Consider the following 25,583-nt stretch of genomic DNA (forward strand, 5'->3'; position numbering starts at 1 on the left):
ATTAGAAAAAACATTAAGGTTCAGGCGAAATATTAAACATTGACGTCCTAGTATAATTAGATCATAAACGTTTTCAATAACTCCCACCAGCATAGGAAAACATTTCCCAGTTTACAAAATGAGGAAATTGGTAGAACTGATAATCACTGTTTTCGAGTAAGCGTTTGCATTATTTTGCAGTTGAAGAATTTCTCCCTCACTTTCGCCTGTATTATATTTATTAAAGTTGTAGATAAGATTATTGATTGAATAGTATAAGACTGTATTATAAATAGACTGAGGACTTTTCATATACTATCACCTAAAAAGTTTTTGGAATTCCCTCATAAACTCACACCATTGATTGTTAATGATTGGGTTTAATGAGGGTTATTCTATCTATATAAGTCTTAGGATAATTTCAAAATGAGTTTAACTGATTCTCTAAGGCAAAATCATGGTAATTAATTAGAAACTACAGTCTTGAATTTCTTCTCTTTTTGAGATTCAAGAAGCCCGAATTCCAGGAAGCTATTTATATTTTGTGCTGCAGTGAATCCTGTTTGAATAGCTGTTTCCGTATAATAGGAGCCTAAATAATCACCTGCTAAGAACAATCGACCCGCAGATTTTGTTAACATTGGTTGTATCTCTGCCCGACCTGGGAAAACATAAGCTGATCCTAATGGGAATTTGTTTACGTGAGCCTCAACTACATGGTCACTAAAACCAGGAAATATTTCATTTAAATCTTTCAAATATATTTGAATAATTTCCTCATCAGATTTATCAAGTAACCGACGACCACTTTCCCCCGGTGAAAATGTCATAAAACTACTACCTGGCTGCCTCTTAGTTTCCATTGAACGGACTAGATTAGATTGATGAAGAATAATGTCAAATGACCTTTTAGGCGTAGCAAAAGAATATACATTATCCCAAACTTGAGGTCCTGTTTCATTTGTTAAAAATGCTGCACTAACATGTGGACCATAGGTAACCTGATCAAGAGCGTTGGCGATTTCTGGGTCAATGTTTACCGCTATTTTTTTTGTAATTGGGGCAGGAGTTGCAAGGACTGCATAACGTGCTTCCACCACATGCTTCACGCCATCTTGAATATAGCTTACGACAACAGAGTCTTCTTTCTGAAGAACTTCTGAAACTTTCGCATTTAGGTGAACCCGTTCACCTAATGTTGTTGCAATCGTGTTCGTAAGCGTTGATGCTCCTCCAAAAATATTTCTCCCTAACCCATCATCTTTGTTCCATACAGTGTGGAAATATCCTACACCTGATCCTGCAGTCATTGTCTCAGGACTGCCAGTCGAACGGCTAACTGTAGGTCTAAAAATTGCATCTGCATCTGGTGGTAATTTACCAGTAAAGTCAGCAAAAGTTCGATCATCCATAAATTCTAAAATTCGTTGTTGTTGAATTCTATAGTCCTCTCCCGGACGTTTTTTTGCTACTTTGCCATATTTGATAACAGCTGCACGCACTTTAGCACCTGCACGTATCATAGCAAATCTAGATTTCCATGACATAGGGACCCTAAATGGGTATAGTTCAACTGGACCATCTAAAAGCAACTTCCCATTCAAAGACATTGCAGTTAAAATGCCAGGTACAGGTAATGCAGTTACTCCTACAGATTTAAATAATTCATCTGTAGCTGAACCAGCTCCAGCATATAGATGTCCGCCCCAATTTAACCAATAATCTCCTCGGCGTTCAGATCGTACACGCCCACCAATACGATCATCAGATTCTAAAAGTAAAATATCATGGTGTTTAAGGCGCCAGGCAGCAGACAAACCAGCAAGTCCACCGCCTATGATAATAACATCTTTCATTGGATTTCCTCCCATCCCTTCTGTGTTTATCATTCTATTAATGTTGTTTCAATCTTAGTTCCCCTAATTCATTTAATATTGTTTCAATCTTTGATTTGAACTGTTCGGAAGCAGGAACTAGTGGTAATCTACTTGGTCCTCCTGATAATCCTAGTGCTTCCAAGCCTGCCTTTACTGTTCCTGGAATCGTTTCTTCTTCAATAACATTATATAAATCTAGCAATTCTTGATTTAATTTCGTTGCTTCTTTTACATTGTTTTCATTTACGATTAAATCATATAGTTTTGCTATTTTTTTCGGAGCCAAGTTGTGGGCTACTCCAACAGCACCATGTCCCCCTAATGCTAATGTAGGTAAGATTAAATGTTCAAATCCAGTAAGTACCGCGAAGTTTGGATTGTCTTTTGTCAATGCAATAAGTTTAGAAGTATGCTGTCCATCAGCAGTATTTTTAATACCAACAATTCCATCTATTTGACTAATTTCATTAATTAATTCTGGATCAAGTTCAACACCTGTAGCATCTGGATAATGATAGATTACAATTCCAATGCTAGAGTTTTCGGCTACTGCCTTATAATGATCAATAATTCCTTGTCTACTAGTTGTCATATAATAAGGATTAATGACCAAGGCACAATCTGCACCAACTTCAGCTGCGTATTTAGTAAGTTCAATTGTATCTTCTGTCCGATGACATCCTGTACCAGCCATAACAGGTAATCTACCGTTTGATGTTTCACACACAAATTTAATGACTTCTTTTCGTTCTTCCATACTCATTAGTGAGTATTCTCCAGTACTTCCTCCCACTAAAAGACAGTTCATTCCTCCATCTATCAAATGTTCTATTAGTTGTTCAAGCCCCTTATAGTCAATACTGTTATCCACTTTCATAGGTGTAGGTAAAGCTGGGATCATTCCAAAAGGTTTATACATAGTTATCCTCCTCATAAATGTAAAATTAAACAGATTTTCTACCGTATATATTTAATCAACTAAACAAAAGGTAATTTTCAGCTTGTTAAAAAATAATTATCAAAATATATTTTAATTCTTTATTAGATTTGATGTTATCAGAAATTTCCAGTCTTTATTTGTTTAATATTCACATATACACTTTTCACTTCAGTGTAATTTTCTAAGCCATACTCTCCGCCCATTTCACGTCCAATACCAGATTGTTTGTATCCGCCGAATGGCATTGTCTCCCACTCAAGACCAACATCATTAATCCAGACTGTCCCTGCTTGTAGTTTACGGGCAATATAATGACCAGATTTTATATTTTCTGTCCAAATACTAGCTGCCAAACCATAATCGCTGTCATTTGCCCTTTTAATTACTTCTTCAACAGTATCAAAAACGAAAACTGACATTACTGGACCAAAGATTTCTTCACGTGCAATCGTCATATCATCTGTTACATCCGCAAAAATCGTTGGTTGTACAAAATAGCCTTCATTAAATACTTGTTCCCCTCCCGCAATAAGACGTGCACCTTCTCTTTTTCCTTGTTCGATATAGTCAAGAACAGTATGTTTCTGTTTTGCTGAGACGAGTGGACCCATATCTGTTTCCGGATCCAATCCTGGGCCTAGTTTCAACGTATTCACACGTTCTGCCATAGCTTGTAATACCTGTTCATAATGTTTTCGATGAACGTAGACTCGTGTACAAGCACTGCAGTTTTGTCCATGGTTGTACATCGTACCGTTAAATGCCCCTTCAATTGCTTCTTCTAGGTTGGCGTCCTCTAGGATGATTGAGGGTGATTTACCACCTAATTCGAGTGTTACTCCTTTGATTTGCTCTGCAGATTTCTTCATGACCTCTTTTCCAACAGCTGTTGATCCAGTGAACGACACTCTATCCACCATTTTATGGGTAACTATTGCTTCTCCAGCACTTCGACCGGAGCCAGGCGTTATATTAACAACGCCGTCTGGAAAACCAGCTTCCTTGAACAGTTTTGCTACATAAAGTAGAGAAAGCGGCGTTTCAGTTGCAGGTTTAATGACAACTGTACAGCCAACAGCTAGAGCCGATCCAAGCTTCCAAGCAGCCATCAATAGTGGAAAATTCCATGGAATAATTTGACCTACAACCCCGACAGGTTCATGTACTGTATAATTCACATAATCTGGTGATACTTGTGTTGTTTTACCTTGTATTTTAGTTGCGAAACCTGAATAATATCTGAAATGTTGGATTGACCCATCAACATCATCTGTTAATGCGATTTTATATGGTTTACCGTTATCCAAGGACTCTAGCTGCGCAAGCTCTTCACGATTTTCTTCCATAAGATTTGCAAACTTATAAATAAGATGTGATCGTGTAGCCGCTTCCATTTCTGACCATTCACCTTCATCAAATGCTTTTCTTGCAGCTCTTACGGCAATATCGATATCTTCAGGTTGTGCTTCGCTAACTTTTGCAATTACTTCTTCATTAGAAGGGTTAATGACATCGAATGTTTTTCCGCTAACCGCTGGTACATATTCTCCATTAATATAAAGACCTATAGATTCTTCCAAAAATTCTTTTACTTTAGGCATTAATTTGTAATCGCTTACTTTCAATTCATACACCTCTCCTTTAAATATTTAAAATAGCAACTAACTAAATTTTTTGAATCATTTGTTAAGTTAAATACTACCATCGAAATGAATCGTTGTAAACCATTTTTTAAAAAAAGGGAACAATATTAATCATTTTTTAAGATCAAAAAATAGAATAGAGATTATCTTATTATCAGACAAAATAACTTTTATCACTGTTAACTACCTAAAAATAATAGCTAAAAGTATTAAAATTTGAGTTATACAAGACATTGACAAGAGAATACTTTTAGGTCAATTCGAAAGACCATGGTTGTTAAGGTTATCCAAATTAAATAGGATAAAATTTTATATAATTGGGTTTACAATAGTTAGTACTGACGATCTTCTTTTGATGTACAATTAGATGCAATAAATAAATTTGTTTGTAATGAAATCTTTAAAGAAAAGTAAAGAGGGAGACCATAGGTTAATCAACAAAGTAACTTAAAAAAAGACTTCTACTTAATGACACAAAAAAGACAGATAATCAATCATCTGCCAATTTAAAAGCTATTTAGTTTCCTTCATATATTTTATATATATTTTATAGATTTCCTTATAATTAAGGATTTTCATCTTAATTTTTTAGGTTGGATTACTTAATTTTTGAATAAATTCACTAAAACTATTAGAGATTTTATATGTATTATCATCTTCATTTGATTGTGGAATGGTCCCAATAATAAACACCATAATTTTCCTTATCAGTTATTAAAACAATTAAACCTGAACCGGGATCATCTCCGATTATCAAACTTTTTGGTAACAAATCTTCTTCGAATTCTTCATGGTATTTCTCTAAATCAAAAGTTTTATTTACACCTATCCCGTATAACATCTAAAGGAATATTCTGATTTTGCTCCTATGCTTAGCTGTCTCTTTAGGTGATAATTTTTCAAATTTATTATTTCTCAAAGCTTCTTTTATAAAATTAATCTTAAAAATTCACTAAAATAGGCTCTTTAGATCCTCTTAAAGTCCCTCCATTCCCTCGGTAAAAGTCCTTGATATTTCTGAGTAAGAAAACGATCGTCAACTAGTACAATCACTCCTGTATCTGTCTCAGACCTGATTAATCGGCCTCCTGCCTGTAGCACCTTGTTCATGCCAGGGAAGGTATAGGCGTAATCATATCCGTTTTTTCCTGTTGTTTGAAAATAGTTTTTTATAATATTTCGCTCTAGACAAAGCTGTGGTAAGCCTACTCCAACAACGATGACACCATTCAGCCTATTCCCTTTTAAGTCAACACCTTCAGAGAAAATACCACCTAATACAGCAAAGCCAATAAGTGTATCAGTACTTTCTTCTTTAAACTCTTGTAAAAATTGTTCCCGTTCATCCTCATCTTGCCTGTTAGTTTGTATGATGATGCGGATTTCAGGATAGCTTGCGGAAAAGTCTTCATATACACTTTTCATATACTGATAGGATGGAAAGAAAATCAGATAGTTTCCACTTCGTTCTATCAAAAGCTTTGAGAGCATATCAATGATCTGCTTTTTTGTATGGTCTCTGTCATGGTATCTAGTCGATAATGGTTTAAGGAAGACCTCTGTTTGTTCTTTTGCAAATGGTGAAGGAATCGAAATGGTATAATCCTCTGACGTACCCCCTAGCATATCCAAAAAATACTGAAGTGGCATTAGTGTGGCAGAAAAATAGACAGTTGTTCGAAACTTTTTACTAATCTGTTGCAAGTTATGTGAAGGATCCAAACAAAACATTTTAATTTGTACCTCATTTTTCTCCGTTTCCACATAGGTAACATACCGTTCATCATAGAGCTTTGAGATTCGAACAAATCCCGTTGCAGCAAAATATGTATCTAATAGCGATGTTTGGTCGACTGATTTTGTTGGTTGCAATAATTCGATCTCAGCGGTACGTACAAATTCTTCAAGCATGTTGATTAGGTCGGCATGTAATTCCTTCAACACAAGATGCCCTTTCTCGGAACACTTTTTCTTCATTTCAATAATATATTTATTTATTTTATTAACAGATTCATACAAATTGGACCCTTTATATGCACGTTTTAAAGTAAGAAAATCTGACTTTTGTAATTCAGCTGAAAACATCTCTCGAGCCCGGTCAACTAGATTATGAGCTTCATCGATTAATAATGCAGACTGTCTTTTATGTTCATCAAAAAATCGCTTTAGTGACACTTTCGGATCAAAGATATAGTTGTAATCACAAATAATGGCATCTGCCACAAATGCTAAGTCTAAGGAAAATTCAAATGGACAAAGCGTATGCTTTCTCGCATATTCCTCGATTTTCGGTCGATTAATAAAGGTTTCATGAGAGAAAATATCTAAAACAGCCTCATTTATACGATCGTAATATCCATTCGCAAACTCGCAATACTCCTTCTGACAAAGGGTTTCTTCTTTAAAACATACTTTATCCTTTGCAGTAATTGTAACAGCACTCATACACAAACCTTTATTTTTCATAAGTGTAAAAGCCTCTTCGGCGGTTTGTCTTGTAATTGTTTTTGCCGTTAAATAAAACATTCGTTCAAGCTTACCTTCGCCAATCGCCTTCACTGTTGGGAATATTGTAGAAATGGTTTTTCCAATACCAGTGGGTGCATTTGCAAAAATATTTTTTTCCTCTGATATGGTTTTATAAATGGCACCTGCGAATTTACGTTGACCCTCTCGAAATGTTTCAAACGGAAATGTTAATTTATTAATGCTATGATCTCTTCTTATTTGATGCTTCTGCATGAGAGATGCATAGGGAAAATACTCCTTCACTAGCTTGTTTACAAACTGTTCGAGGTCCTCAAAAATAAAAAGTCTTTGAAATTTCTTTTGCTCTTCTGTAACAGAATGAATGTAAGTTAATTGAACAATCATTTCTTTCTGTTCATGATCTTTTGCATACATATACGCATACACCTTCGCCTGTGCCCAATGTACAGGGTATGTTTCCTCTTCTATTCCACTCAAGTCTTTTGAGGTTGACTTAATTTCATCAATAAGTATTTCATCATCACGAAAAAGCACCCCATCACATCGACCTTCAATCATGAACATCATCTTTTTATATTCAATTTCCGATTTAAGAAAAACTTCCTTTTGATCTGTTTCTTGATACTTATTTTGTATGGCCTTATGGGCTTTTGTCCCTTCTGTAAGGGTTGTCGAAGTTCGAAATCGATTATCAATACTTCCACTTCGAAACAAATATTCAACTAATGAACGTACAGAGAGCTTTATTTCGGGTAGCATGTGATCACCTATTTAAAATTGATTAGTTATATAGTATAAGGTATATCAGAAATTCACAAAGATAAAGTGATGATTAGTACTCTGTGCTTGCTTTTGGAATTTGAATTAGATATTTATGTTTAGATAGGGAAGAGATAGTGTAGAAGTGTTAATTAACGAAAAATAAGTTGGTTGAACCCTAGAAGGGATACATCTTATTTATTAATGATTTCAACCTTAAAGTAGAAAATCTAATAAATCATTGATGTTATCCCTTATTTCCTTACAACTCATGAGACCAAATTTTCAGCATGGTTTCTTAGCAAAGAAATCATACTATTCATAGACATTATAGTTGCTACCTTCCATCATCAATCTACAGCTTTCTTAATACTTACCTCATTTAGCTATATAAGTTTCATTTTCCTTAACTACAAAACTTTGCTTTTTTATCACTATTACGAATAGACTTGCTAATAAACAAAACATTCCTGCTAAAGAAAATGCCCATGAATAGGAGTCGAACAACTTGTATATCATTCCAGCTCCCCCTGCTGCCACGGCTGCGCCTAATTGGTGGGCTGCAAAGATCCATCCATACACAACAACACTTTTCTCTATTCCAAAGATCTGTCTTGATATGTTAACCGTTGGAGGTACGGTAGCTATCCAATCTAACCCGTAAAACACAGAGAATATAATTAGAAAAGTAATAGAACCTTCAGAAAGCGCAAATGGGAGAAACAAAAGTGAGGCTCCTCTTAAACTGTAATACCAAAACAATAACCACCGATTATCAAATCGATCAGATAACCAACCAGAAAGAGTTGTTCCTATTAAATCAAACACCCCCATTAATGAAATCATGGATGCAGCTGTAACAGCTGCAAAACCCAATCCTATACAGTAGGAAATAAAATGAGTACCGATTAATCCACTAGTCGAAAGTCCGCAGATAAAAAAGCTACCTGCTAATAACCAAAATTCCTTCATTTTTACGGCTTCAAATAAGGCGTTAAAAGCTATACTTATAGGGTTTTTCTTTTGAGCTTTTTGCACTAAGGGTGATTCTTCTTCAAGTCCATACGGAAGGAGCCCAAGTTCTTTTGGCGAGTTTTTCATAAATAATAGTATAATAGCCAGCATAATGACACTAAGGATAAGAATTAGGCCCATCGCCCAGTTCCAGGAATGTGTCTCTACAATCATCGCTAGCAATGGTAGGAGAATTAACTGTCCTGTAGCTGTGCTCGCAGTTAAAATACCAAGCGCAAGTCCTCTCCTTTTTTCAAACCATTTATTTGCAATATATGGGCTTAGTACCGTTAAGAACAAACCAGAACCCAAACCTATTATAATCCCCCAAATCAAAACTAATTGCCAAGGTTTCACCATAAAAAAGGTGAGCAAAACCCCGACCAATAGCGTTGTCATTGCTAAAATCATCATTTTCTTTAAGCCTATTACCTCTATTAGAGCAGCCATAAAAGGACCAGAGAGTCCGTAAAGAAGAAGGCTAATCGCAAAGGCAAACGAGATTGTTGAGCGTTCCCATCCGAAGTCATTTTCAAAAGGGACAATTAACACTCCTGATGATGATCGTACAATCCCTGCTATTATAATAGAAAAAAACGCAATAAATAAAATAACCCAACTATAATGAATGCGTTTCAAGCCTTCACCCCTCATTTATTAAAATCAAAATATATTGTAGTTGTACAAATCCTATGGTTAATAATGGGATAATTGCATACTCCCTCAAAAAGCAATAGCACAATAAAAGTTGACCAAAAAACCCTATACCCATTGGATTACACAAGAACTCCATAGATCATGCCAAAGATAGTAATACTGGTCAGCATTGAAATAGTGTATGGGAAAGCGAAAAAAAATGCTGATTTATTCCTTTACTTTGGGTATTTCATTTATTGAGCTATATTTAATGTTTTCCATATTAAACCTCAATATTTAATTCGGCTACTGAATATAAAACCGCTCTTCCAGCCATCTTTACTCGTGTATCCTCATGTTTACAATAAAGCGTTCCACCTCTACTTGATAATTGTCTAGCCACCATTTCCTTTTTTCCTAGTCTATTTGCCCAAAACGGAATTAAGCTACAGTGTAAGGAACCTGTTACGGGATCTTCATTTACTTTTAGTTTAGGGAAAAACCCTCGGGAGACAAAATCATATTCGCTTCCTTGGGCCGTCACACAAACACCCAGTCCTTCTGGCAATGTTTCTAATTTGGCAAAGTCAGGGCTTACGTTTCTCACATCTTCCTCGGACTCTAGTACAAAAACAAGATCTCTATTTATGTACGTTTCTTTTGGCACAATTCCCAAAGCTTTGATCATTTGATCAGTAACAGAAATTTCTTCTGAAGGAACAGAAGGGAACTCCAGTTCATACAAGTCATCTTGTTTATTTACAGTTAACTCTCCACTATTTGAATTAAACTTGACGGTATCCAATTGCTTTTCATAATAATTTAGAATGATAAATGCCGCTGCTAACGTTCCGTGCCCACAAAGATTAATCTCTCCTCCAGGTGTAAACCATCTCAGTCGATAATGACCTGCTTCTTTTACTGCAAAAGATGTTTCCGATAAATTATTTTCAATGGCTATTTTCTGCATGAGTTCATCTGAAATCCAATCTTTCATGATACATACTCCCCCTGGATTTCCTTCAAAAACCTTTTCTGCAAAAGCATCAACTACAAAATATTTCATCTCATTTCCTCCAGTGTTATAATGTGTTAAACAATTTATTGGTAGTTTACATCTGTTTGTGTATAACACTCAATACCTATGTATAACACTTAAAGGAGATAAGGTCATGCACATAGAGATTCAACGTAATGCTGACATTTCAATAATTAAGCAAATATACCATTCCATTCTCGATCATATCCGTTCCGATCTCTTAGAAGAAGAATTACAATTACCTTCTGTACGCGAGCTCTCAAAACAGCTTGGGGTAAGTTTAGTTACTGTAGTAAAGGCCTATCAAAAGCTAGAACAAGAGGGATTTATCACGTCTGTTCAAGGGAAAGGAACGTTTATAAGAAAGACAAAAATGGAAGAAACAGAAAGGAAAGAAGGAACCAGTTCATACGATTGGCAACTTTCCGTTCAAGATTATTTACCGAGGTCTCAATTTGCTCGTTTTCATCAAGTTCCTGAAAAAATTCATCTTTCATCTTCTATGATAGATCCTGGACTTCTACCTAATCGATACTTAGAGCAAGAAATTCACAGGATGCTTTCTGAAAACCCAAAAGTTCTCTCACAGTATGGAGAGATCCAAGGAGATAAAGCGCTTAGGCAGGCAATGATTGAGTATTTACAAAGAATGGACCTGACAACTTCTCCTGATAATATTTTAGTTACAAGTGGTTCACAACAAGGAATTGATCTAATTGCTCGTACTTTTGTTGGACCAGGTGATGTAGTAGTCATGGAAGCTCCCACTTATCCAGGAGCTATTGATGTGTTTCGTGGGAGAGGTGCTACCATTCTTACCGTTCCTGTTGACTGCGATGGAATGAGAGTAGATTTACTTCAGAATTTATGTGATAAGTATAAACCGAAAATCATATATACCGTTCCTACGTTTCACAATCCAACCGGCTCTGTGATGCCGATAAAACGACGAAGACAAATTCTTGAGATTGCAAAAAGTACGCAGTGTTTAGTAATTGAGGATGATCCATGTAGTGAAATCTATTTTGAAAGAAAACCTCCTGCATCAATGAAAAGTCTTGACCAAGACGGTCATGTCATATACCTGAAAGGTTTAAGCAAAATATTAGCACCAGGATGTAGAATAGGCATATTAGCTGCTTCTGGTTCTATATTCAAACGTCTATTAGCAGCAAAAGCCAACACCGACTTAGGGACTCCTTTACTTACACAGAAAGCCATCCTTCCATTTATTACTTCAAAAAGAATGATGGATCATCTAAAAAAATTAAGAACAGCTCTAAAGATAAGACGCGACCTTGTTCTGGAGATTCTGTCAGAACATTCACCTGAAGAAGTTTCTTGGTTCATACCAAAAGGAGGATTAAACGTATGGCTTACTCTTCCTTCCTGGATTAATACTGACCACCTCTTAATTGAAGCTAAGAAAGAACAAATCACATTTTTACCTGGATCAGCTTGTTACCCGACAGAACAAGAAAATCATCATTTACGATTAAGCTTTTCTTATATGAATGAACAACAATTAACACAAGGTGTGACAACCATTTGTAACCTCCTTCAATCCGCAATTGAGTTAAAAATAAAACAGGATAGCTCGCCACATTTTTGATTAAAGTCCAAGTTGATTGGTTGTGGAGCTAAAAAAATAAAACCCCATTTTCTTTAAAATGGGGTTTGGTATTTCTCATCAATATTGCTGTGTTTATTCAACTAAACTATAAAAGTAAAATCTATCGTTACCGGTTCTTCGAGTTTATTCCATTCAAATTTCTGATGACGGAAAAACTTGGAAGGATATTATAAAGGACTATGACACTAGTGAAGTAAAAAATAGATTATTTACTTCAGAGAAATTACCAACAACTTCATATCAAGGTAAGATTTTAGCACAACGTGGTGAGTCAGGTCATATTGTAGATGCATTTGAACAAACTCCTAAAACAGTTACGCTATATACAGGAAAGAAAGCAAATTCTTCTTATGAAGGCGGAGAAATAGAAGTCGCTCGTTATTATGATGGAGAAAATCCATTTGATGGAGGTATTACCCTTTCAAAAGGACAAACTATGGTTGTTAATATGGGCTAAAATTTAGCTGCCATTCCTGATATTGAATTTCAATCCAAACCTGATGCCGTTTTATCTATGCTCCAAATAAATGTTCCGCCATTTTCGTTAACTTCGCCAATGTATAGGATACTGCATAAACGTTATTGTTAGCGGGGTTTCACTGTAAAATACATATACAATTATTCGACACCTTTTTGATATAGAGATAAGATGTTATAGTTCACTATCATGGTTCTTAAATGTTTTCCCATCATGGTAATAAAGTTCGGAGCCTAAATGTACGTTTTCGTTTTCTTTCAGTTGACGAATAAGTTCTTTACTTTTTGTTTTATTCATTTTTTTATACCAAGTTCCATTTGGATATAGAACAGCGATCGGACCATGCTTGCATTGGCCATTACATAATGTTTTTGTTGTGTGAATCTCCTTTTGCAGCTCTAAGTTCTTCAATTCTCCCCGAATGGTCTCTGTTACTGTTTCTGCTCCATTTTTCGTGCATGTTTTTCCGTTGCAAATTAATAAATGTTTGCTAATCCCATCTAATTTCATAAAAATCCCCCTATGTTCTTCCTTTTTATTTAACCTCTGAATGCGCTGAATCCTTACCATCATTTCGTTGGCTAGTATGATTATAGTTATGTGTTTGCTCATTAATAGATTCTTTTTCCTCGTTAACATTTGTTGTTGCTGTATGGGTATTAATGTGATCATCATTACTGTCCAAGCTTGCATATACGGTATATCCGCCAATTACTAACCCGAGATAAATAACGGCTGAAATCGCCCAGGTCAAAGTGTTTTTTTGTTTCATAAAAACACTCCTCTCTTATTAATAGATAGATTATCCTTTTAATTTAATCCTTTGTAATCTGAGTGCGTTTAAAACAACTGAAACTGAACTAAATGCCATTGCTACTCCTGCAAGCCATGGTGCCAGAAATCCTAGTGCTGCAATTGGAACTCCTATAACATTATAAGCAAAGGCCCAAAATAGATTTTGCTTGATATTTCGAATCGTCATTTTACTCATAAAGATTGCATCGGCAATACTATTTAAGTCTCCTCTGATTAAGGTAATATCAGCTGCTTCCATTGCTACATCTGTACCAGTACCGATTGCCATGCCAATATCTGCAGTAGCTAAAGCTGGTGCATCGTTAATACCGTCACCGACCATTGCTACTTTCTTTCCAGCTTTTTGTAGCTTTTTTACTTCCTCTGCTTTTCCTTCAGGAAGTACTTCTGCTAAAATATGGTCAATTCCAACTTGATTTGCAATTGCTTGAGCTGTCTGCTTGTTATCTCCTGTAATCATAACGACCTCAAGACCCATATTTTTTAACCTTTCAATCGCTTTCTGAGAGGTTTCTTTAATTGTATCTGCGACAGCAATCACTCCAGCAAATTGAAGATCAATTGCGACTAGCATCACCGTTTTACCTTGCTTTTCTAAGTTTTCCATCTTAGGTAATATGTCTCCAACATCAATGTTATTTTTCTCCATAAGTCGTCTCGTACCAATAAACAATGATTTGCTTTCAACTTTAGATTCGATTCCAAAACCAGGAATGGCTTCGAAATGTTCAGAGCTGCCGAGATCAATCCCCTTTTCTTTAATGCCCTCAACAATTGCCTCAGCTAACGGATGTTCAGAGTTTCTTTCTGCAGAACCGACTAACTTTAAAAATTCCCTTTCTTCAAATCCATTTGAGAGAATAACATCTGTAAGTGTTGGTTTTCCATTTGTTACAGTTCCCGTTTTATCAAGGATAACTGTATCCAATCGATGAGTCGTTTCAAGATGCTCCCCGCCTTTAAACAAAATTCCATATTCCGCAGCTCGCCCTGACCCTGCCATAATGGACGTAGGAGTAGCTAGACCTAGTGCACATGGACATGCGATAACTAATACGGCAATTAACTTTTCAAGAGCTACTGCAAACTCTCCAGGACTTACAACAAAGTACCAAACTAGAAATGTTACAATAGCTATTCCAACTACTATTGGGACAAAAATTCCTGAGATAACATCTGCTAAACGTTGGATTGGTGCTTTTGATCCTTGAGCTTCTTCGACTACTTTGATGATCTGAGCTAAGGCAGTATCCTTTCCTACCTTTGTTGCTTTTACCTTTAAAAATCCGTTCTTGTTAATGGTTGATCCTATTACTACATCTCCAACTGTTTTATCAACAGGAATACTTTCACCTGTAATCATAGACTCATCAAGAGCAGATCTTCCTTCAAAAATCTCTCCATCTACAGGTACCTTTTCACCTGGTTTCACATATACGATATCACCAGTGATTACCTCTTCAATTGGTAAATTCATTTCTTGCCCGTCTCTTAATACTGTGGCCGTTTTAGCCTGTAATCCCATAAGCTTCTTAATGGCTTCAGATGAACGTCCCTTTGCTTTTGCTTCAAACAGTTTACCTAATATAATTAGCGTAATTAACACAGCACTTGTTTCAAAATATAATTCCACCATATGTGAATTAGAGCCTATTGATAAAATGCTCAGGTAGATACTGTAGAAATAAGCTGCAGAGGTGCCAAGCGCAACCAAAACATCCATGTTTGCACTTTTATTCCTTAATGCTTTATAGGCACCTACGTAAAATTGACCGCCAACTAAAAATTGAACTGGAGTCGCAAGTGCTAGTTGAACCCAAGGGTTCATGAACATCTCTGGTAGCCAAATAAAAGAAGTAAATTCAAAATGACTGACCATCGCCCAAAGTAAAGGGATAGATAAAATAGAAGAGAAAATAAATTTTCCTTTTTGTTTTTCAATTTCCTTCTGTCTATGATCAACCTTTTCACCTTTAGCTTCTTGTTTTTGATCTAAACGATAGCCTAATTTTTTGATGACTTCCTTCATATCTACGATCGAAACTTCATCAGGATTGTATTCTACTAGGGCTGATTCTAGGGCGAAGTTTACAGTTGCGGTTTGGACACCATTTAACTTATTTAAACGTTTTTCAATTTTATTAGCACACGCTGCACACGTCATGCCGGTTATATCAAATTCAACTTTTTCACTTACTACTTTATATCCTAAAGACTGTACTTTTTCTTTCAATTGATTTACATTTGCTTTAGAAGGGTCAAATGTTACTTTTGATTTTTCTAATGCGAAATTTACGTTCGCATCCTCTACTCCATCTATTTTTTTGAGACCTTTTTCTATTCTCACTGCACAAGCAGCACAAGTCATGCCAGCTATTTGAAGTGTTGTTTCTTTTTTATCGCTCATAGCCTTACACTCCTATCACCACATACTATAGTGGTGTATATTTTGATGGGAATAAAACGTGCCGTCGGGACAGCACGTTTTTCAACTCCTTAATGACAATTTTGATCTTTAGACGTTTTACAAAAGCGCTACATTGTAACCTTGATTTTCTATTACGTCTGTAATTTCTTTAAAGGAAAACACTGCTGTATCAAATGAAACATCTACTTTTTCTTCATTTAAGTAAATCTTTACAGACTGAACACAATTTAATTTCCTATGTTTCCTTCAATTAAATTAATACAATGTCCACATGACATTTCTTTAATCTTTAAATTTACATTATCCATTATTTACTCCCTTTATTGTATATACTATACGTAGGTATAGTATATATAATATTAAAAAGAAATCGTGCTTTATTTGCACGTTCTTTACTCGAATTTATTGAACATCATAACCTTGATCGTCAATTGTTTCTTTGATCTTATCAAGAGTAACTTCATTTGGGTTAAATTCCACATTAACCGTTCCTGAATCCAAGTTTACTTTAACATTGGTAACTCCAGTTAATTCTCCTACATTTCCTTCAATTGAATTAATACAATGCCCACAAGACATCCCTTTTACGTTTAGAGTCATTTTTTCCATATCGTATAGTCTCCTTTTATTTTTTCATTAATTTTTGAAAGGTTACCATTACCTCATCTAAAATCTCCGTATTTCCTTCTTGAATTTTCTCTAGAACACAAGTCTTCATATGCCCTTCAAGTAAAATTCGAGCAACACTATTTAAAGCAGATTGAGTTGCAGATATTTGAGTAATAACATCATCACAGTACGTATCTTTTTCAATTAATCCTTTTATTCCTCGAATTTGTCCCTCAATTCGATTTAATCTTGTTACTAAATTATTTTTCACTTTATCTGAGTGGTGGCTTTTTCTTTCATCATCTGATGAGCAGCATTGTTCGATTTCAACAATATTATCAAGACTTTCTGAATTTATCGACATTGACTGCCTCACCTCCTTAATAAAATGATACTATACCCCCATATGGTATGTAAAGTGTTTTGAAAAGAAATTTTAGAAATAGGTATTTACTATGAGAAAATAGATTTATATCTAAACTTTTACCCTGCAATAGGGATTTTTTTGGGCGGATTTTCTTTCCACAATAAATAGGCAGTTTAATTTAAATAACACTTTTCAAAAAACACCTGTGTATTTTTGAATACAGATATAATATATCACTAACTCAACTTAGTTAATCTTGTTGCTATAATGAATTCTAAATTAATCAAGACAAAAGTTCCTATTTTTTGCCATTATTTTTAGATAAAGTAGGTTTTAACCTTTCTTTTTACTCAATATTATCTTTAACAATATCCTTTACTGTCATAAATTAAGCTGATTTTCTGTTCTTCTTTATTTAAGGTGAATCTAAAAATAGCTTCTGAGTCGATATTACATAATCTTCTAATCTCTATAGGTATATGAACAGTGCCGTTTTGACTGAATACACATTGATTTTCAATAATATACTCCTCCCTATTTGTCATGACAATTTCTTTATCCTCTAAAAAAATATTAATAATATCACCAGGTTCGAGATTTATTTCATTTCTTATACAACTTGGTATATATACCTGTCCAGTCTTGGTTAATGTTAGCTTATTCAGTTCAATCACCTCTTGATTAATGGTTATTTGAATAGAATAATTAAAAAGTGTGAAGAAAATATGCATTTTTCAAGCAATAAGAATTTGAATGATATTATGTTAATACTGAAAAGAAGCGATAAATAATATTCAATCTGCATAATTTCTCAACATTTTCGCAGTAAAATATCTCTATACTCGTAAAGGTGAATGATTATGAAAATCTCAATTAAATTAGGCTTATGGTTTTTTATTTGCATTTTCATCATTGAAACTTGTTCAATGATATATTTACATCGTAATGTCGTGCATTCTCTTGTCAATGAAGAACTATCATCATTAAAGGCAAGAGGAAATAGCCATCGTGATGTTCTAGAAATGTCATCTGATAATGCTACTCTTCATCACATTGGATTGATGGAATCCCAAACAGATACAGAAGTCGTGATCACAAATACAGACGGTGATGTATTAGAAACATCTAAGGTGATCGATGATGGTATGGAAAAAATATTAAGTAAAACGATTAATGATATACCAAGAAATGGACTGATATTACAATCAGACTTGCAAAATGAAAAGTACATTGCAACGGTTTCATCTTTTGATGGAGGAAAAGAAAATCAAGGATATGTTTACATGTTCAAAAGCAAAGATCATATTCATAATTTTATTTCACAATTAAATAACCATTTCTTACTTGCCGCGTTACTGATTCTATTTTTTATGTTGATAACGATTTTCTTTTTATCTAGAGCTTTAACAAAACCCCTTGTTTCGATGAAAGAAGCAACTAGAAAACTAAGTAATGGAGATTTTTCTGTTTCCCTTCCTGTTACTTCAAATGATGAGATTGGTGAATTATCAAAATCTATTCAAACATTGGCTAATGACTTGAATTATTTAAAAAAGGAGAGAAATGAATTTTTAGCAAGTATCTCTCACGAACTTCGCACTCCTTTAACCTATATAAAAGGTTATGCCGATATTGGAAGAAGAAAAGCTTTAGATGAAACAGAAAGAATTAATTACTTAAACATCATTCATGAAGAAGCAGATCATGTAAGTGATTTATTAAAAGAATTATTTGAACTTGCAAAGATGGACCAAAATGCCTTTTCCATTTCTAAAGAACGGACCCACATTTGTTTATTCCTTCAATCTATTTTTGGAAAGGTACTACCTGCATTTAAAAGTAAAGGAATTCATTTGGAGTTAAATTGTAAGGAAGATTTTTTCGTTAAAATTGATCCTATACGCTTTGAACAAGTCTTTTTAAACCTATTAGACAACGCTCTAAAATACTCTAAAGAAAATTCAACTACTACGATTGAAGTATTGCAGGAAAACAAAAATATAATTATTTTTATCAAGGACCAAGGAAAAGGAATTCCTTATGATGATTTACCTTATATCTTTGACCGCTTATACCGTGTTGACAAATCTCGATCCAGATTGACTGGTGGTTATGGATTGGGCTTGGCTATTGTAAAAGAAATAGTGGAAGCTCATAGTGGTGAAATTTCAGCTGATAGTCAAGATGGTAAAGGAACATGCTTTAAAATCGTATTAAAGGAGCAATAAAATGAAAACCGTTTTACTGATCGATGATGAACAAAGAATGCTTGATTTATTATCTTTATACTTATCTCCTTATGGTTACAAGTGTATAAAGAAAGTCTCAGGAAATGATGGCATACAGTTTTTGGAGAAGGAAGATGTCGATATTGTCATTCTTGATGTCATGATGCCCGATATGGATGGTTGGACAACCTGTAAAAAAATAAGAGATTTTTCGAATGTTCCCATCATTATGTTAACGGCTAGAAGTGCTAAAGAAGATATCGTTAAGGGATTGAAAACTGGTGCAGACGATTATTTATCAAAACCTTTTAACGAACAGGAATTGCTAGCAAGAATCGAAGCTGTGATTCGTCGGATTAGTGGGCATAAAAATGAAGAAAGGCACATTACTTTTAAAGGTTTAACTTTAAATAAATCAACCTTTGAATTGAGATATCTTAATGAAGGAATTACATTGACACCAAAAGAATTTGCCCTATTAGAATTATTTTTGAACTACCCTAATAAGGTTTTCTCTCGGGAGCATCTCCTTACAACTTTATGGGGACTAAGAGCCGAAACAGAAGACAGAACAATTGATTCTCATATTAGAAACATCAGAGAAAAACTACGTCATGCACGATTTCCAGTTGATAAACATTTGAAAACCGTTTGGGGTGTCGGATATAAATGGAGTTCAGATGCATACTAGTGACTCCGACAATTAATAAAAAATTAAAATGATCTAATAAATAGCCTGGAGGTAACAAAGTGAAGTTTAAAAAAGGGATTATCTCTCTACTTTTCATAAGTATTTTTCTAACAGCATGTACAGAAGAAGAGACAAAAAACGCAACTAACAGTTCAGACATTTTTAAAGAAATTAAAGATGTAAAAATAGAACATATTCACGGGATGGGGTATGCAGGAAACAACAATAATTTGTATCTCGCAACTCATGATGGATTAGTACGATTTTCAAATAATAAATGGTATAAAATCAGCGAAAACAATCATGATTATATGGGATTCCAAGCTATCGATGAGGGATTTTACTCTAGTGGACATCCTGAGAAAGGATCTAATTTAAAAAACCCACTTGGATTAATTAAAAGTACAGATGCTGGAAGTTCTTTTAAAAAACTTGCTTTTTATGGTGAAATAGATATTCATTATTTAGCAGCAGGTTACTCTAGCCATACGATCTACGTCATTAATGAAATGCAAAATTCAGAGATAGGTACTGGTTTATATTACTCAGAAGACGAAGGCAAGAATTGGACAAAAAGTCACATGCAAGGAGTATCTTTTAACTCGATTGGTAATATCGCAACACATCCGACAAAGTCAAATATGATTGGGATTTCAACTGATAATGGCTTATTTATTTCAGATGATTATGGTGGTCAATTCAATGTATTTTCAAAATCTACTCCAGTTACTACTTTACAGTTCCAAGAGAACTCAATACTCTATTTTAGTTTGAATGGAAATAATTCTGCTCTTATTAAGCAAGAACTTACGACTCAAGAAGAGGTCAACCTTCCCATACCAGCAAAGGTTAATCAAGAAAATCCAGTTATGTTTATCGCTTCAAATCCAAAAAATAGAAACGAGATTACATTGGTTACCTTTAAAAGTGACATATATCAAACCAAAGATAACGGCACCACTTGGCAAGCATTAATGACCCATGGGGAAATTAAATAAGTTATTATGGAGATATAGGACAAACAGGTTCTGTTTTACAGTGGATTATAGTATATAAGGAGTTAGTTTAAAAAACTAATAAGTGTGATACACTTTTCAAAAAACAGAATCTAACTAAGAGAATTTGAATTTAAGAGGAGAATAAATCGATGAGAAAATATGAGAAAAGTATTAGTACCTTACACGATAGAGGAGGACAGGAAAATGTCTGATCGGGAATTGCCTCCTGGCACACCACGCTGGGTGAAAGTCTTTATTATAATTGCTACTGTACTGATTCTGTTGTTTGTTATCATAAAAATTACTGGCATTGGTGGTGATCACGGTCCTAGTCGTCACTTTTCGTCTGAGCGGTTTACTACCTTCACTCCAACCGCAGAAAACGAGGTACAACTAACATGATCATGAAACCCAGTCTCAGAAGGTTCGCATTATTGGTGCATATTACTTCCACAGTCGGCTGGATAGGTGCCGTTGCTGTCTTCCTAGCTCTTGCTATTGCTGGTCTAACCAGCCAAGATGATCAGATGGTGCGTGCCTCCTATCTCTCGATGGAGCTGACAGCCAAGTTTGTCATCGTTCCGTTAAGTCTGGTCTCATTGCTAAGTGGACTTGTCCAATCATTTGGAACTAAATGGGGCTTATTCCGTCATTATTGGGTTTTAGTAAAATTCCTGCTAACTCTCCTTTCCACCATCGTCTTGCTTTTACAACTGGAGCCAATAAGTTATATTTCGGGTATAGCTGCAGAGACGACATTATCCAATGTCAATTTACGAGACACAAGACTTTCCCTCGTTCTCCACGCTAGTGGTGGTCTCCTGGTGTTACTTGTGGTTACAACTCTTTCTGTGTACAAACCTAGAGGCATGACACGCTATGGGTGGCGTAAGCAAAATAAACAAAAAACTGAGTTACAGCCGCAGAGACAGTAACTCAGTTTTTTGTAATATATAAATATTTTACTATCAATGCTTTACTTCTTAAGGAGTAGAGCATTTTTCTTAATGTATTAAAAGGGTAAGTTAATGGAAAGTGTATTTCTCATATTTTTAATATATTACCATACTTACTTGTATTAGGTAGTTCAGTCGAATGGATATAGCCTTATATTTTTACCTAAAAAGAAACATACTTAATGGTAAAGTGGAAAATGATAATGGTAATTTATAAGGAGGTTAAATAATGAAAGTTAATGGTGATCAAATTAGTGAAGGGTTAAATCAAATATTAGAAATACTTAATGCAAAAGGAGACACAGGGGAATTAAATAATATAGTAGAAAGGTCCAACAACGATTTCAATAAGTCCAAAAGTGATACTAAATCTTAAATCAATGAACAACGTGAAATTCGACGATGGAGAATGTGTCAATGTAGTCAAAACTTTGTTTGAATACTTTTTTTTTGAGGTACTTTAATTTAAAAGGGAAAAGAGCTTATCTATTTTTGATAAGCCCTTTTTAGATTTTCTATTAATTTACATTTATTTAGTTGACAGTTCACTTTCTGTTACCCATTTGTGATTTTTAACTTCTTCTCCTCCGTTTGTCGGAGTGTAATCGACCATATACACAGTTGTTGCTTCAGCTGAATCAATTTCAGCTGTTGCACCTTTCATCCCTTCCATATGATCTGCATTTATAATAGCTTCTGTTCCTGGCTTGAATGTTTCATCCCCAGCATCTTCAATTTCCTCGTGAATAACCCATTTATGATTTTCTACTCTTTCTCCACCAGTTGTTGGGGTATAGGAAACAACATATGCTGTAGTTTCATAGGCTCCTACAATTGTTGCTTCAGCACCCTTCATCCCTTCCATATGGTCTGTTTCAAGGATAGCTTGACTTCCGACTTTATAGGTAGGATTTTCTGCCTCTTTCAAACTTTCTGGAACTTCGTCTGAGCCAGAATGGTTCATTTTAGAATGGTCTATTTCCATACTTTCTTCAGAATTTGAATTCATGTCATTGTTTTTATCAGGTTCATTTTCCTCACTATCACTTGCACACGCTGATAACGCTAATGCTAAAATCATTGAAACAATTCCCATTCCAATTTTTTTAATCATTTTATCCTCCTATCTACTTATAAAAAAACATTTTTAACTAATTAGTTACTCTTTTACATGCTTCTTTAAAGTTAACATACCCTTTTCTATCGCTTCTAATGGGTATAACAAAAGATTAACAAAAGAATTTGCAGAAAATATGCATATTATCTTTTTTAAGTTTCTAAATTTTACAAGTTCCTAATACAAAAAGATTCACTGTTCCTTATTTAATAACAATAAGCCCCTCTTAGTATAGAGATTTTGTTGTTAATACTCTTTACAACTTAATTTTTTGAAGGTGTAGCATTTAAAGGATAAAAAATTATTTAATTTATAACCAATAGGTTATTGAATCAAGTATTCCTACAAGGATCATGAAGACACCTGCAATTCTTTGAATAACTAAACCTAGCTTTCTACCTTTTTTCATTAAGACCCCACTTCCTCCTAGGTACCAAATAAGAAAAATCGTTACGAGTAATGGAAGAACTGTTCCTAAAGCAAACAAGGTTGGTAGAATAAATCCATATGTGCTGGATAAAACGACTGGCATTAAGGATACAAAATATAAAACAAACATTGTTGGGCAGAAAGCGAGAGAAAAACTAAGCCCAAGTAGAAAAGAACCAATAGGATTTTCTGGCTTATCATTCTTTGTCAGATTAAATAATTTGAAAGACCATTTTGGTTTGATTAATCCAAGCATAACTGAGCCCACTACAATTAATATGAGACCCATCAATTTACGCATCCACGGAAAATAGATAGTGAAATATCCTTCAATTTCTCTTCCCAACACCCATATTAATAATCCTAATAAAGTAAAAGCAACGACCTTACCAAAAATAAAACTAAATACATCTTTCCAAACAATTTCCCTTTGGAGTGAACGATTACCATACAGTGTTATTGCACTAATATTCCCTACAAATTGACAAGGTGCAAGAGCCCCTACTATTCCCAAAACAAACGCAAATGCGATTGGAAATCCTTCTAAGGTATTTGCCATATTAAAAAATGGTTGACTTAACCATGAGCTTAATTTACTAAAGAAAATATACACATTGGACCTCCCTAATTGTGTTTATTGACTATAGATTATTATATAATTGTGCAGAAATTATGTAGGATCAATGGCTATATAAACTCTTCGGTTATTAATATATGGTTGTCTTTATTGTATAAACATAAAGGGACTTCCGAAATAGAAAGTCCCTTATACTTATAAAAGTCTAATTTAATAAATGTTCTTTATAAAAGGCTGTTTTCGCAAACTTTGTTGCTATTTACCAAGTAATGCGGTGTGGTTGATTGCAGCGAGAGTTGCTCGCTTTCCGCGAGGCGGACGGTGAGCCTCCTCGGCGTAAAACGCCTGCATGAGTCTCACCTGTCCGCTGCTCCCGCAGGAGTCTCGCAATCCGTTCCAATCAACCTGAAATAATTTTTGTTTTAAAAGCAACAATCTCTTAGAAAAGAGCCTTATAAAAATATCCGATTGTAAATATTAAACCTGTAACAAACAAAGATAAAGTAAATATCGGAATACCTGTTAGATAACTTGATGTTAAGGTTGTAATGAAAGTGAATAATAACCATTTTAATGATGTTGGTAAGTTACTAACCATTTCCGTTTACCTCTTTTGCTTCGCTTGAATTCCAATAATAATCTGCAAAAACATCTGTAAATGCATCAACTGTTCTGTAAAGTTCATCCAGATTATTATCAACACCACCTATTTCAACTAACATCGCCTTATTTGAAATATCCTGATTATAGACACCATTTCCTTCACTTTTCGTTTTAAGAAATACTCCCCTGCTAATGCCAGGGTACTTTTTCTCTAATTCATTATGCAATTGTTTTGCTGTTTCAAGATTTTCTAAATAGTTTTTGTGTTCTTTTCCTACTACAAAGTATAGTCTCGCATAGTCTTTTCCGTTAATTTTTTTGGTTGTAATGCTTCTTCGAGCAGAATCACGATGTATATCAATAAAATAAGTTAAATCATTCTTTTTATTAGAAATAGCTTCTTGAACTATATCCCCAGAAACTGTATACGCTTTAGTAGACCTTAAACCTTTTTCGTGTAAGGTTTGAGTCATATTTGTTGTGTCATGAACTACGCCAATTCCTTTATTTATTAAATTTTCACTCATCTTTTGTCCCAGACCTATTACATTTGCCCTTGCGTCATTACTTGTTGCTTCATCTGGAATGTTAGCGTCTTTTAGCAAAGGGAGAAAAGATTCCCAACTGTGTGTTTGATATATATATACTGTTTTGTTCTTTGGAGGGTTTACTTGAACAACTTCATTATCTGTTGAATTATCTTCTCTTTCTTTTAATTTCTCCTCAGCTACTTTTCGTTCTTGTAACAAGACCTCAGTTGGTGGTGCAGATTCATGAGGAAGAGTCGTTAAGTCTGTACCCTCTCCAGCAACTACAATTTCAGTATCATAATTCCTTAAACCTGGTAATTCGTTACCCAAAAATGTTCGAGCATCTGTCGGTTTAACATTTGTCGCTATTTGAATAGCTAATTTAGATGTATCAGATAAAGTGATTATTTCTTCCTCATCTTTTTGATAAAAATAATGATTTTCTGCTCTAAGGAAATGGGCAAAAACATCTTTACTACTTAAGTTAACAATAGTGTTTTGTATAAAATTGGAATTCACCTTCAGATTAGTGATGAGTATAGTACCAATTAATAAGTAAATGATAACAATTCCTAATAACGTGAAGAATAGAAATCTTGGTGGATCTTTTTGTCTTTTCAGTTTTGGACAACCCCCTTTTTCACATACTATGAAAAAGTAAGAGGGGGTATGGCTATAAAAATATTTCATTTATTACAAAAAAACTTACAGTAATGATTAATATATATACTGTAAGTTTTCTTATT

The 25,583-nt window shown here is 34.5% G+C and carries 23 protein-coding genes and 1 pseudogene; 7 read left to right on the forward strand and 17 right to left on the reverse strand.

Translation table 11 applies throughout. The features are described from left to right. Nucleotides 1–443 precede the first annotated feature (443 nt). The 7 genes and pseudogenes from I7822_RS06395 to I7822_RS06425 all read right to left on the reverse strand — a co-directional run bounded on the left by I7822_RS06395 (nt 444) and on the right by I7822_RS06425 (nt 10,404). Nucleotides 444–1,835, reverse strand: coding sequence for a flavin monoamine oxidase family protein (locus I7822_RS06395; RefSeq protein ID WP_207976154.1), 1,392 nt, complete (start codon nt 1,833–1,835; stop codon nt 444–446). 37 nt (nt 1,836–1,872) lie between these two features. Then, complete coding sequence (dapA, locus tag I7822_RS06400; RefSeq protein WP_207976156.1) at nt 1,873–2,775, reverse strand: 4-hydroxy-tetrahydrodipicolinate synthase; 903 nt, start codon at nt 2,773–2,775, stop codon at nt 1,873–1,875. Nucleotides 2,776–2,912: 137 nt separating this feature from the next. After that, nucleotides 2,913–4,397, reverse strand: a complete 1,485-nt coding sequence (locus I7822_RS06405) for an aldehyde dehydrogenase family protein (protein WP_207976336.1) — start codon at nt 4,395–4,397, stop codon at nt 2,913–2,915. 630 nt (nt 4,398–5,027) lie between these two features. Beyond that, a pseudogene (locus I7822_RS06410) lies at nt 5,028–5,305 on the reverse strand (SMI1/KNR4 family protein); the annotation flags it as partial. Nucleotides 5,306–5,405: 100 nt separating this feature from the next. Beyond that, on the reverse strand, nt 5,406–7,688 hold the full coding sequence (locus I7822_RS06415) for a helicase C-terminal domain-containing protein (RefSeq protein WP_207976158.1): 2,283 nt from the start codon (nt 7,686–7,688) through the stop codon (nt 5,406–5,408). A gap of 378 nt (nt 7,689–8,066) precedes the next feature. Then, nucleotides 8,067–9,341, reverse strand: coding sequence for an MFS transporter (locus I7822_RS06420; protein WP_207976160.1), 1,275 nt, complete (start codon nt 9,339–9,341; stop codon nt 8,067–8,069). 280 nt (nt 9,342–9,621) lie between these two features. Then, on the reverse strand, nt 9,622–10,404 hold the full coding sequence (locus I7822_RS06425) for a PhzF family phenazine biosynthesis protein (protein ID WP_207976162.1): 783 nt from the start codon (nt 10,402–10,404) through the stop codon (nt 9,622–9,624). A gap of 106 nt (nt 10,405–10,510) precedes the next feature. Here I7822_RS06425 and pdxR point away from each other — a divergent pair, with 106 nt between their 5' ends. Further along, the gene (gene pdxR / locus I7822_RS06430; RefSeq protein ID WP_207976164.1) at nt 10,511–11,989 is read left to right on the forward strand and encodes a MocR-like pyridoxine biosynthesis transcription factor PdxR; all 1,479 of its coding nucleotides are present in this window, start codon (nt 10,511–10,513) and stop codon (nt 11,987–11,989) included. 673 nt (nt 11,990–12,662) lie between these two features. On the opposite strand, the gene I7822_RS06435 is transcribed toward pdxR, so the two are convergent. The 6 genes from I7822_RS06435 to I7822_RS30615 all read right to left on the reverse strand — a co-directional run bounded on the left by I7822_RS06435 (nt 12,663) and on the right by I7822_RS30615 (nt 17,439). After that, the gene (locus I7822_RS06435; RefSeq protein ID WP_207976166.1) at nt 12,663–12,998 is read right to left on the reverse strand and encodes a (2Fe-2S) ferredoxin domain-containing protein; all 336 of its coding nucleotides are present in this window, start codon (nt 12,996–12,998) and stop codon (nt 12,663–12,665) included. A gap of 25 nt (nt 12,999–13,023) precedes the next feature. Continuing rightward, the gene (locus I7822_RS06440; protein WP_207976168.1) at nt 13,024–13,260 is read right to left on the reverse strand and encodes a hypothetical protein; all 237 of its coding nucleotides are present in this window, start codon (nt 13,258–13,260) and stop codon (nt 13,024–13,026) included. A 30-nt stretch (nt 13,261–13,290) separates the two neighbouring features. Continuing rightward, nucleotides 13,291–15,711, reverse strand: a complete 2,421-nt coding sequence (locus tag I7822_RS06445) for a heavy metal translocating P-type ATPase (protein ID WP_207976170.1) — start codon at nt 15,709–15,711, stop codon at nt 13,291–13,293. 423 nt (nt 15,712–16,134) lie between these two features. Then, complete coding sequence (gene copZ / locus I7822_RS06450) at nt 16,135–16,341, reverse strand: copper chaperone CopZ (protein ID WP_207976172.1); 207 nt, start codon at nt 16,339–16,341, stop codon at nt 16,135–16,137. A 16-nt stretch (nt 16,342–16,357) separates the two neighbouring features. Beyond that, nucleotides 16,358–16,705 (reverse strand): metal-sensitive transcriptional regulator, encoded by a 348-nt coding sequence (locus I7822_RS06455; protein ID WP_207976174.1) that lies wholly within the window; start codon nt 16,703–16,705, stop codon nt 16,358–16,360. A 365-nt stretch (nt 16,706–17,070) separates the two neighbouring features. Next, on the reverse strand, nt 17,071–17,439 hold the full coding sequence (locus tag I7822_RS30615; protein ID WP_207976176.1) for an AbrB/MazE/SpoVT family DNA-binding domain-containing protein: 369 nt from the start codon (nt 17,437–17,439) through the stop codon (nt 17,071–17,073). A 126-nt stretch (nt 17,440–17,565) separates the two neighbouring features. On the opposite strand from I7822_RS30615, the gene I7822_RS06465 reads away from it, so the two are divergent. The 6 genes from I7822_RS06465 (at nt 17,566) to I7822_RS06490 (ending at nt 21,957) form a co-directional block, all read left to right on the forward strand. Then, nucleotides 17,566–18,936, forward strand: coding sequence for a sensor histidine kinase (locus tag I7822_RS06465; RefSeq protein ID WP_207976338.1), 1,371 nt, complete (start codon nt 17,566–17,568; stop codon nt 18,934–18,936). 1 nt (nt 18,937) lies between these two features. Next, nucleotides 18,938–19,627, forward strand: a complete 690-nt coding sequence (locus I7822_RS06470) for a response regulator transcription factor (RefSeq protein ID WP_207976179.1) — start codon at nt 18,938–18,940, stop codon at nt 19,625–19,627. Nucleotides 19,628–19,686: 59 nt separating this feature from the next. Beyond that, nucleotides 19,687–20,625: a F510_1955 family glycosylhydrolase gene (locus tag I7822_RS06475; RefSeq protein ID WP_207976181.1), complete on the forward strand. Its 939-nt coding sequence runs from the start codon at nt 19,687–19,689 to the stop codon at nt 20,623–20,625. Between the two features lie 204 nt (nt 20,626–20,829). Beyond that, nucleotides 20,830–21,027 carry a Sec-independent protein translocase family protein gene (locus I7822_RS06480; RefSeq protein ID WP_207976183.1) on the forward strand — a complete coding sequence of 66 codons (198 nt, stop codon included), beginning with the start codon at nt 20,830–20,832 and terminating at the stop codon, nt 21,025–21,027. Nucleotides 21,028–21,062: 35 nt separating this feature from the next. Continuing rightward, nucleotides 21,063–21,560, forward strand: a complete 498-nt coding sequence (locus I7822_RS06485; RefSeq protein ID WP_307847695.1) for a DUF2269 domain-containing protein — start codon at nt 21,063–21,065, stop codon at nt 21,558–21,560. Between the two features lie 250 nt (nt 21,561–21,810). Then, the gene (locus tag I7822_RS06490) at nt 21,811–21,957 is read left to right on the forward strand and encodes a hypothetical protein (protein WP_207976187.1); all 147 of its coding nucleotides are present in this window, start codon (nt 21,811–21,813) and stop codon (nt 21,955–21,957) included. A 153-nt stretch (nt 21,958–22,110) separates the two neighbouring features. Here I7822_RS06490 and I7822_RS06495 read toward each other — a convergent pair whose 3' ends face one another. The 4 genes from I7822_RS06495 to spoIIP all read right to left on the reverse strand — a co-directional run bounded on the left by I7822_RS06495 (nt 22,111) and on the right by spoIIP (nt 25,527). Further along, complete coding sequence (locus tag I7822_RS06495) at nt 22,111–22,695, reverse strand: YdhK family protein (RefSeq protein WP_207976190.1); 585 nt, start codon at nt 22,693–22,695, stop codon at nt 22,111–22,113. A 313-nt stretch (nt 22,696–23,008) separates the two neighbouring features. Beyond that, nucleotides 23,009–23,740 carry an urease accessory protein UreH domain-containing protein gene (locus tag I7822_RS06500; protein WP_207976192.1) on the reverse strand — a complete coding sequence of 244 codons (732 nt, stop codon included), beginning with the start codon at nt 23,738–23,740 and terminating at the stop codon, nt 23,009–23,011. Nucleotides 23,741–24,143: 403 nt separating this feature from the next. Next, complete coding sequence (locus tag I7822_RS06505; protein WP_207976194.1) at nt 24,144–24,302, reverse strand: hypothetical protein; 159 nt, start codon at nt 24,300–24,302, stop codon at nt 24,144–24,146. After that, the gene (gene spoIIP, locus I7822_RS06510) at nt 24,295–25,527 is read right to left on the reverse strand and encodes a stage II sporulation protein P (RefSeq protein ID WP_207976196.1); all 1,233 of its coding nucleotides are present in this window, start codon (nt 25,525–25,527) and stop codon (nt 24,295–24,297) included. Before spoIIP ends, I7822_RS06505 begins: the two co-directional genes overlap by 8 nt. Between the last annotated feature and the right edge of the window lie 56 nt (nt 25,528–25,583).

Origin of the sequence: Metabacillus bambusae, assembly GCF_017497975.1 — a bacterium.
Taxonomy (GTDB): domain Bacteria; phylum Bacillota; class Bacilli; order Bacillales; family Bacillaceae; genus Metabacillus; species Metabacillus bambusae.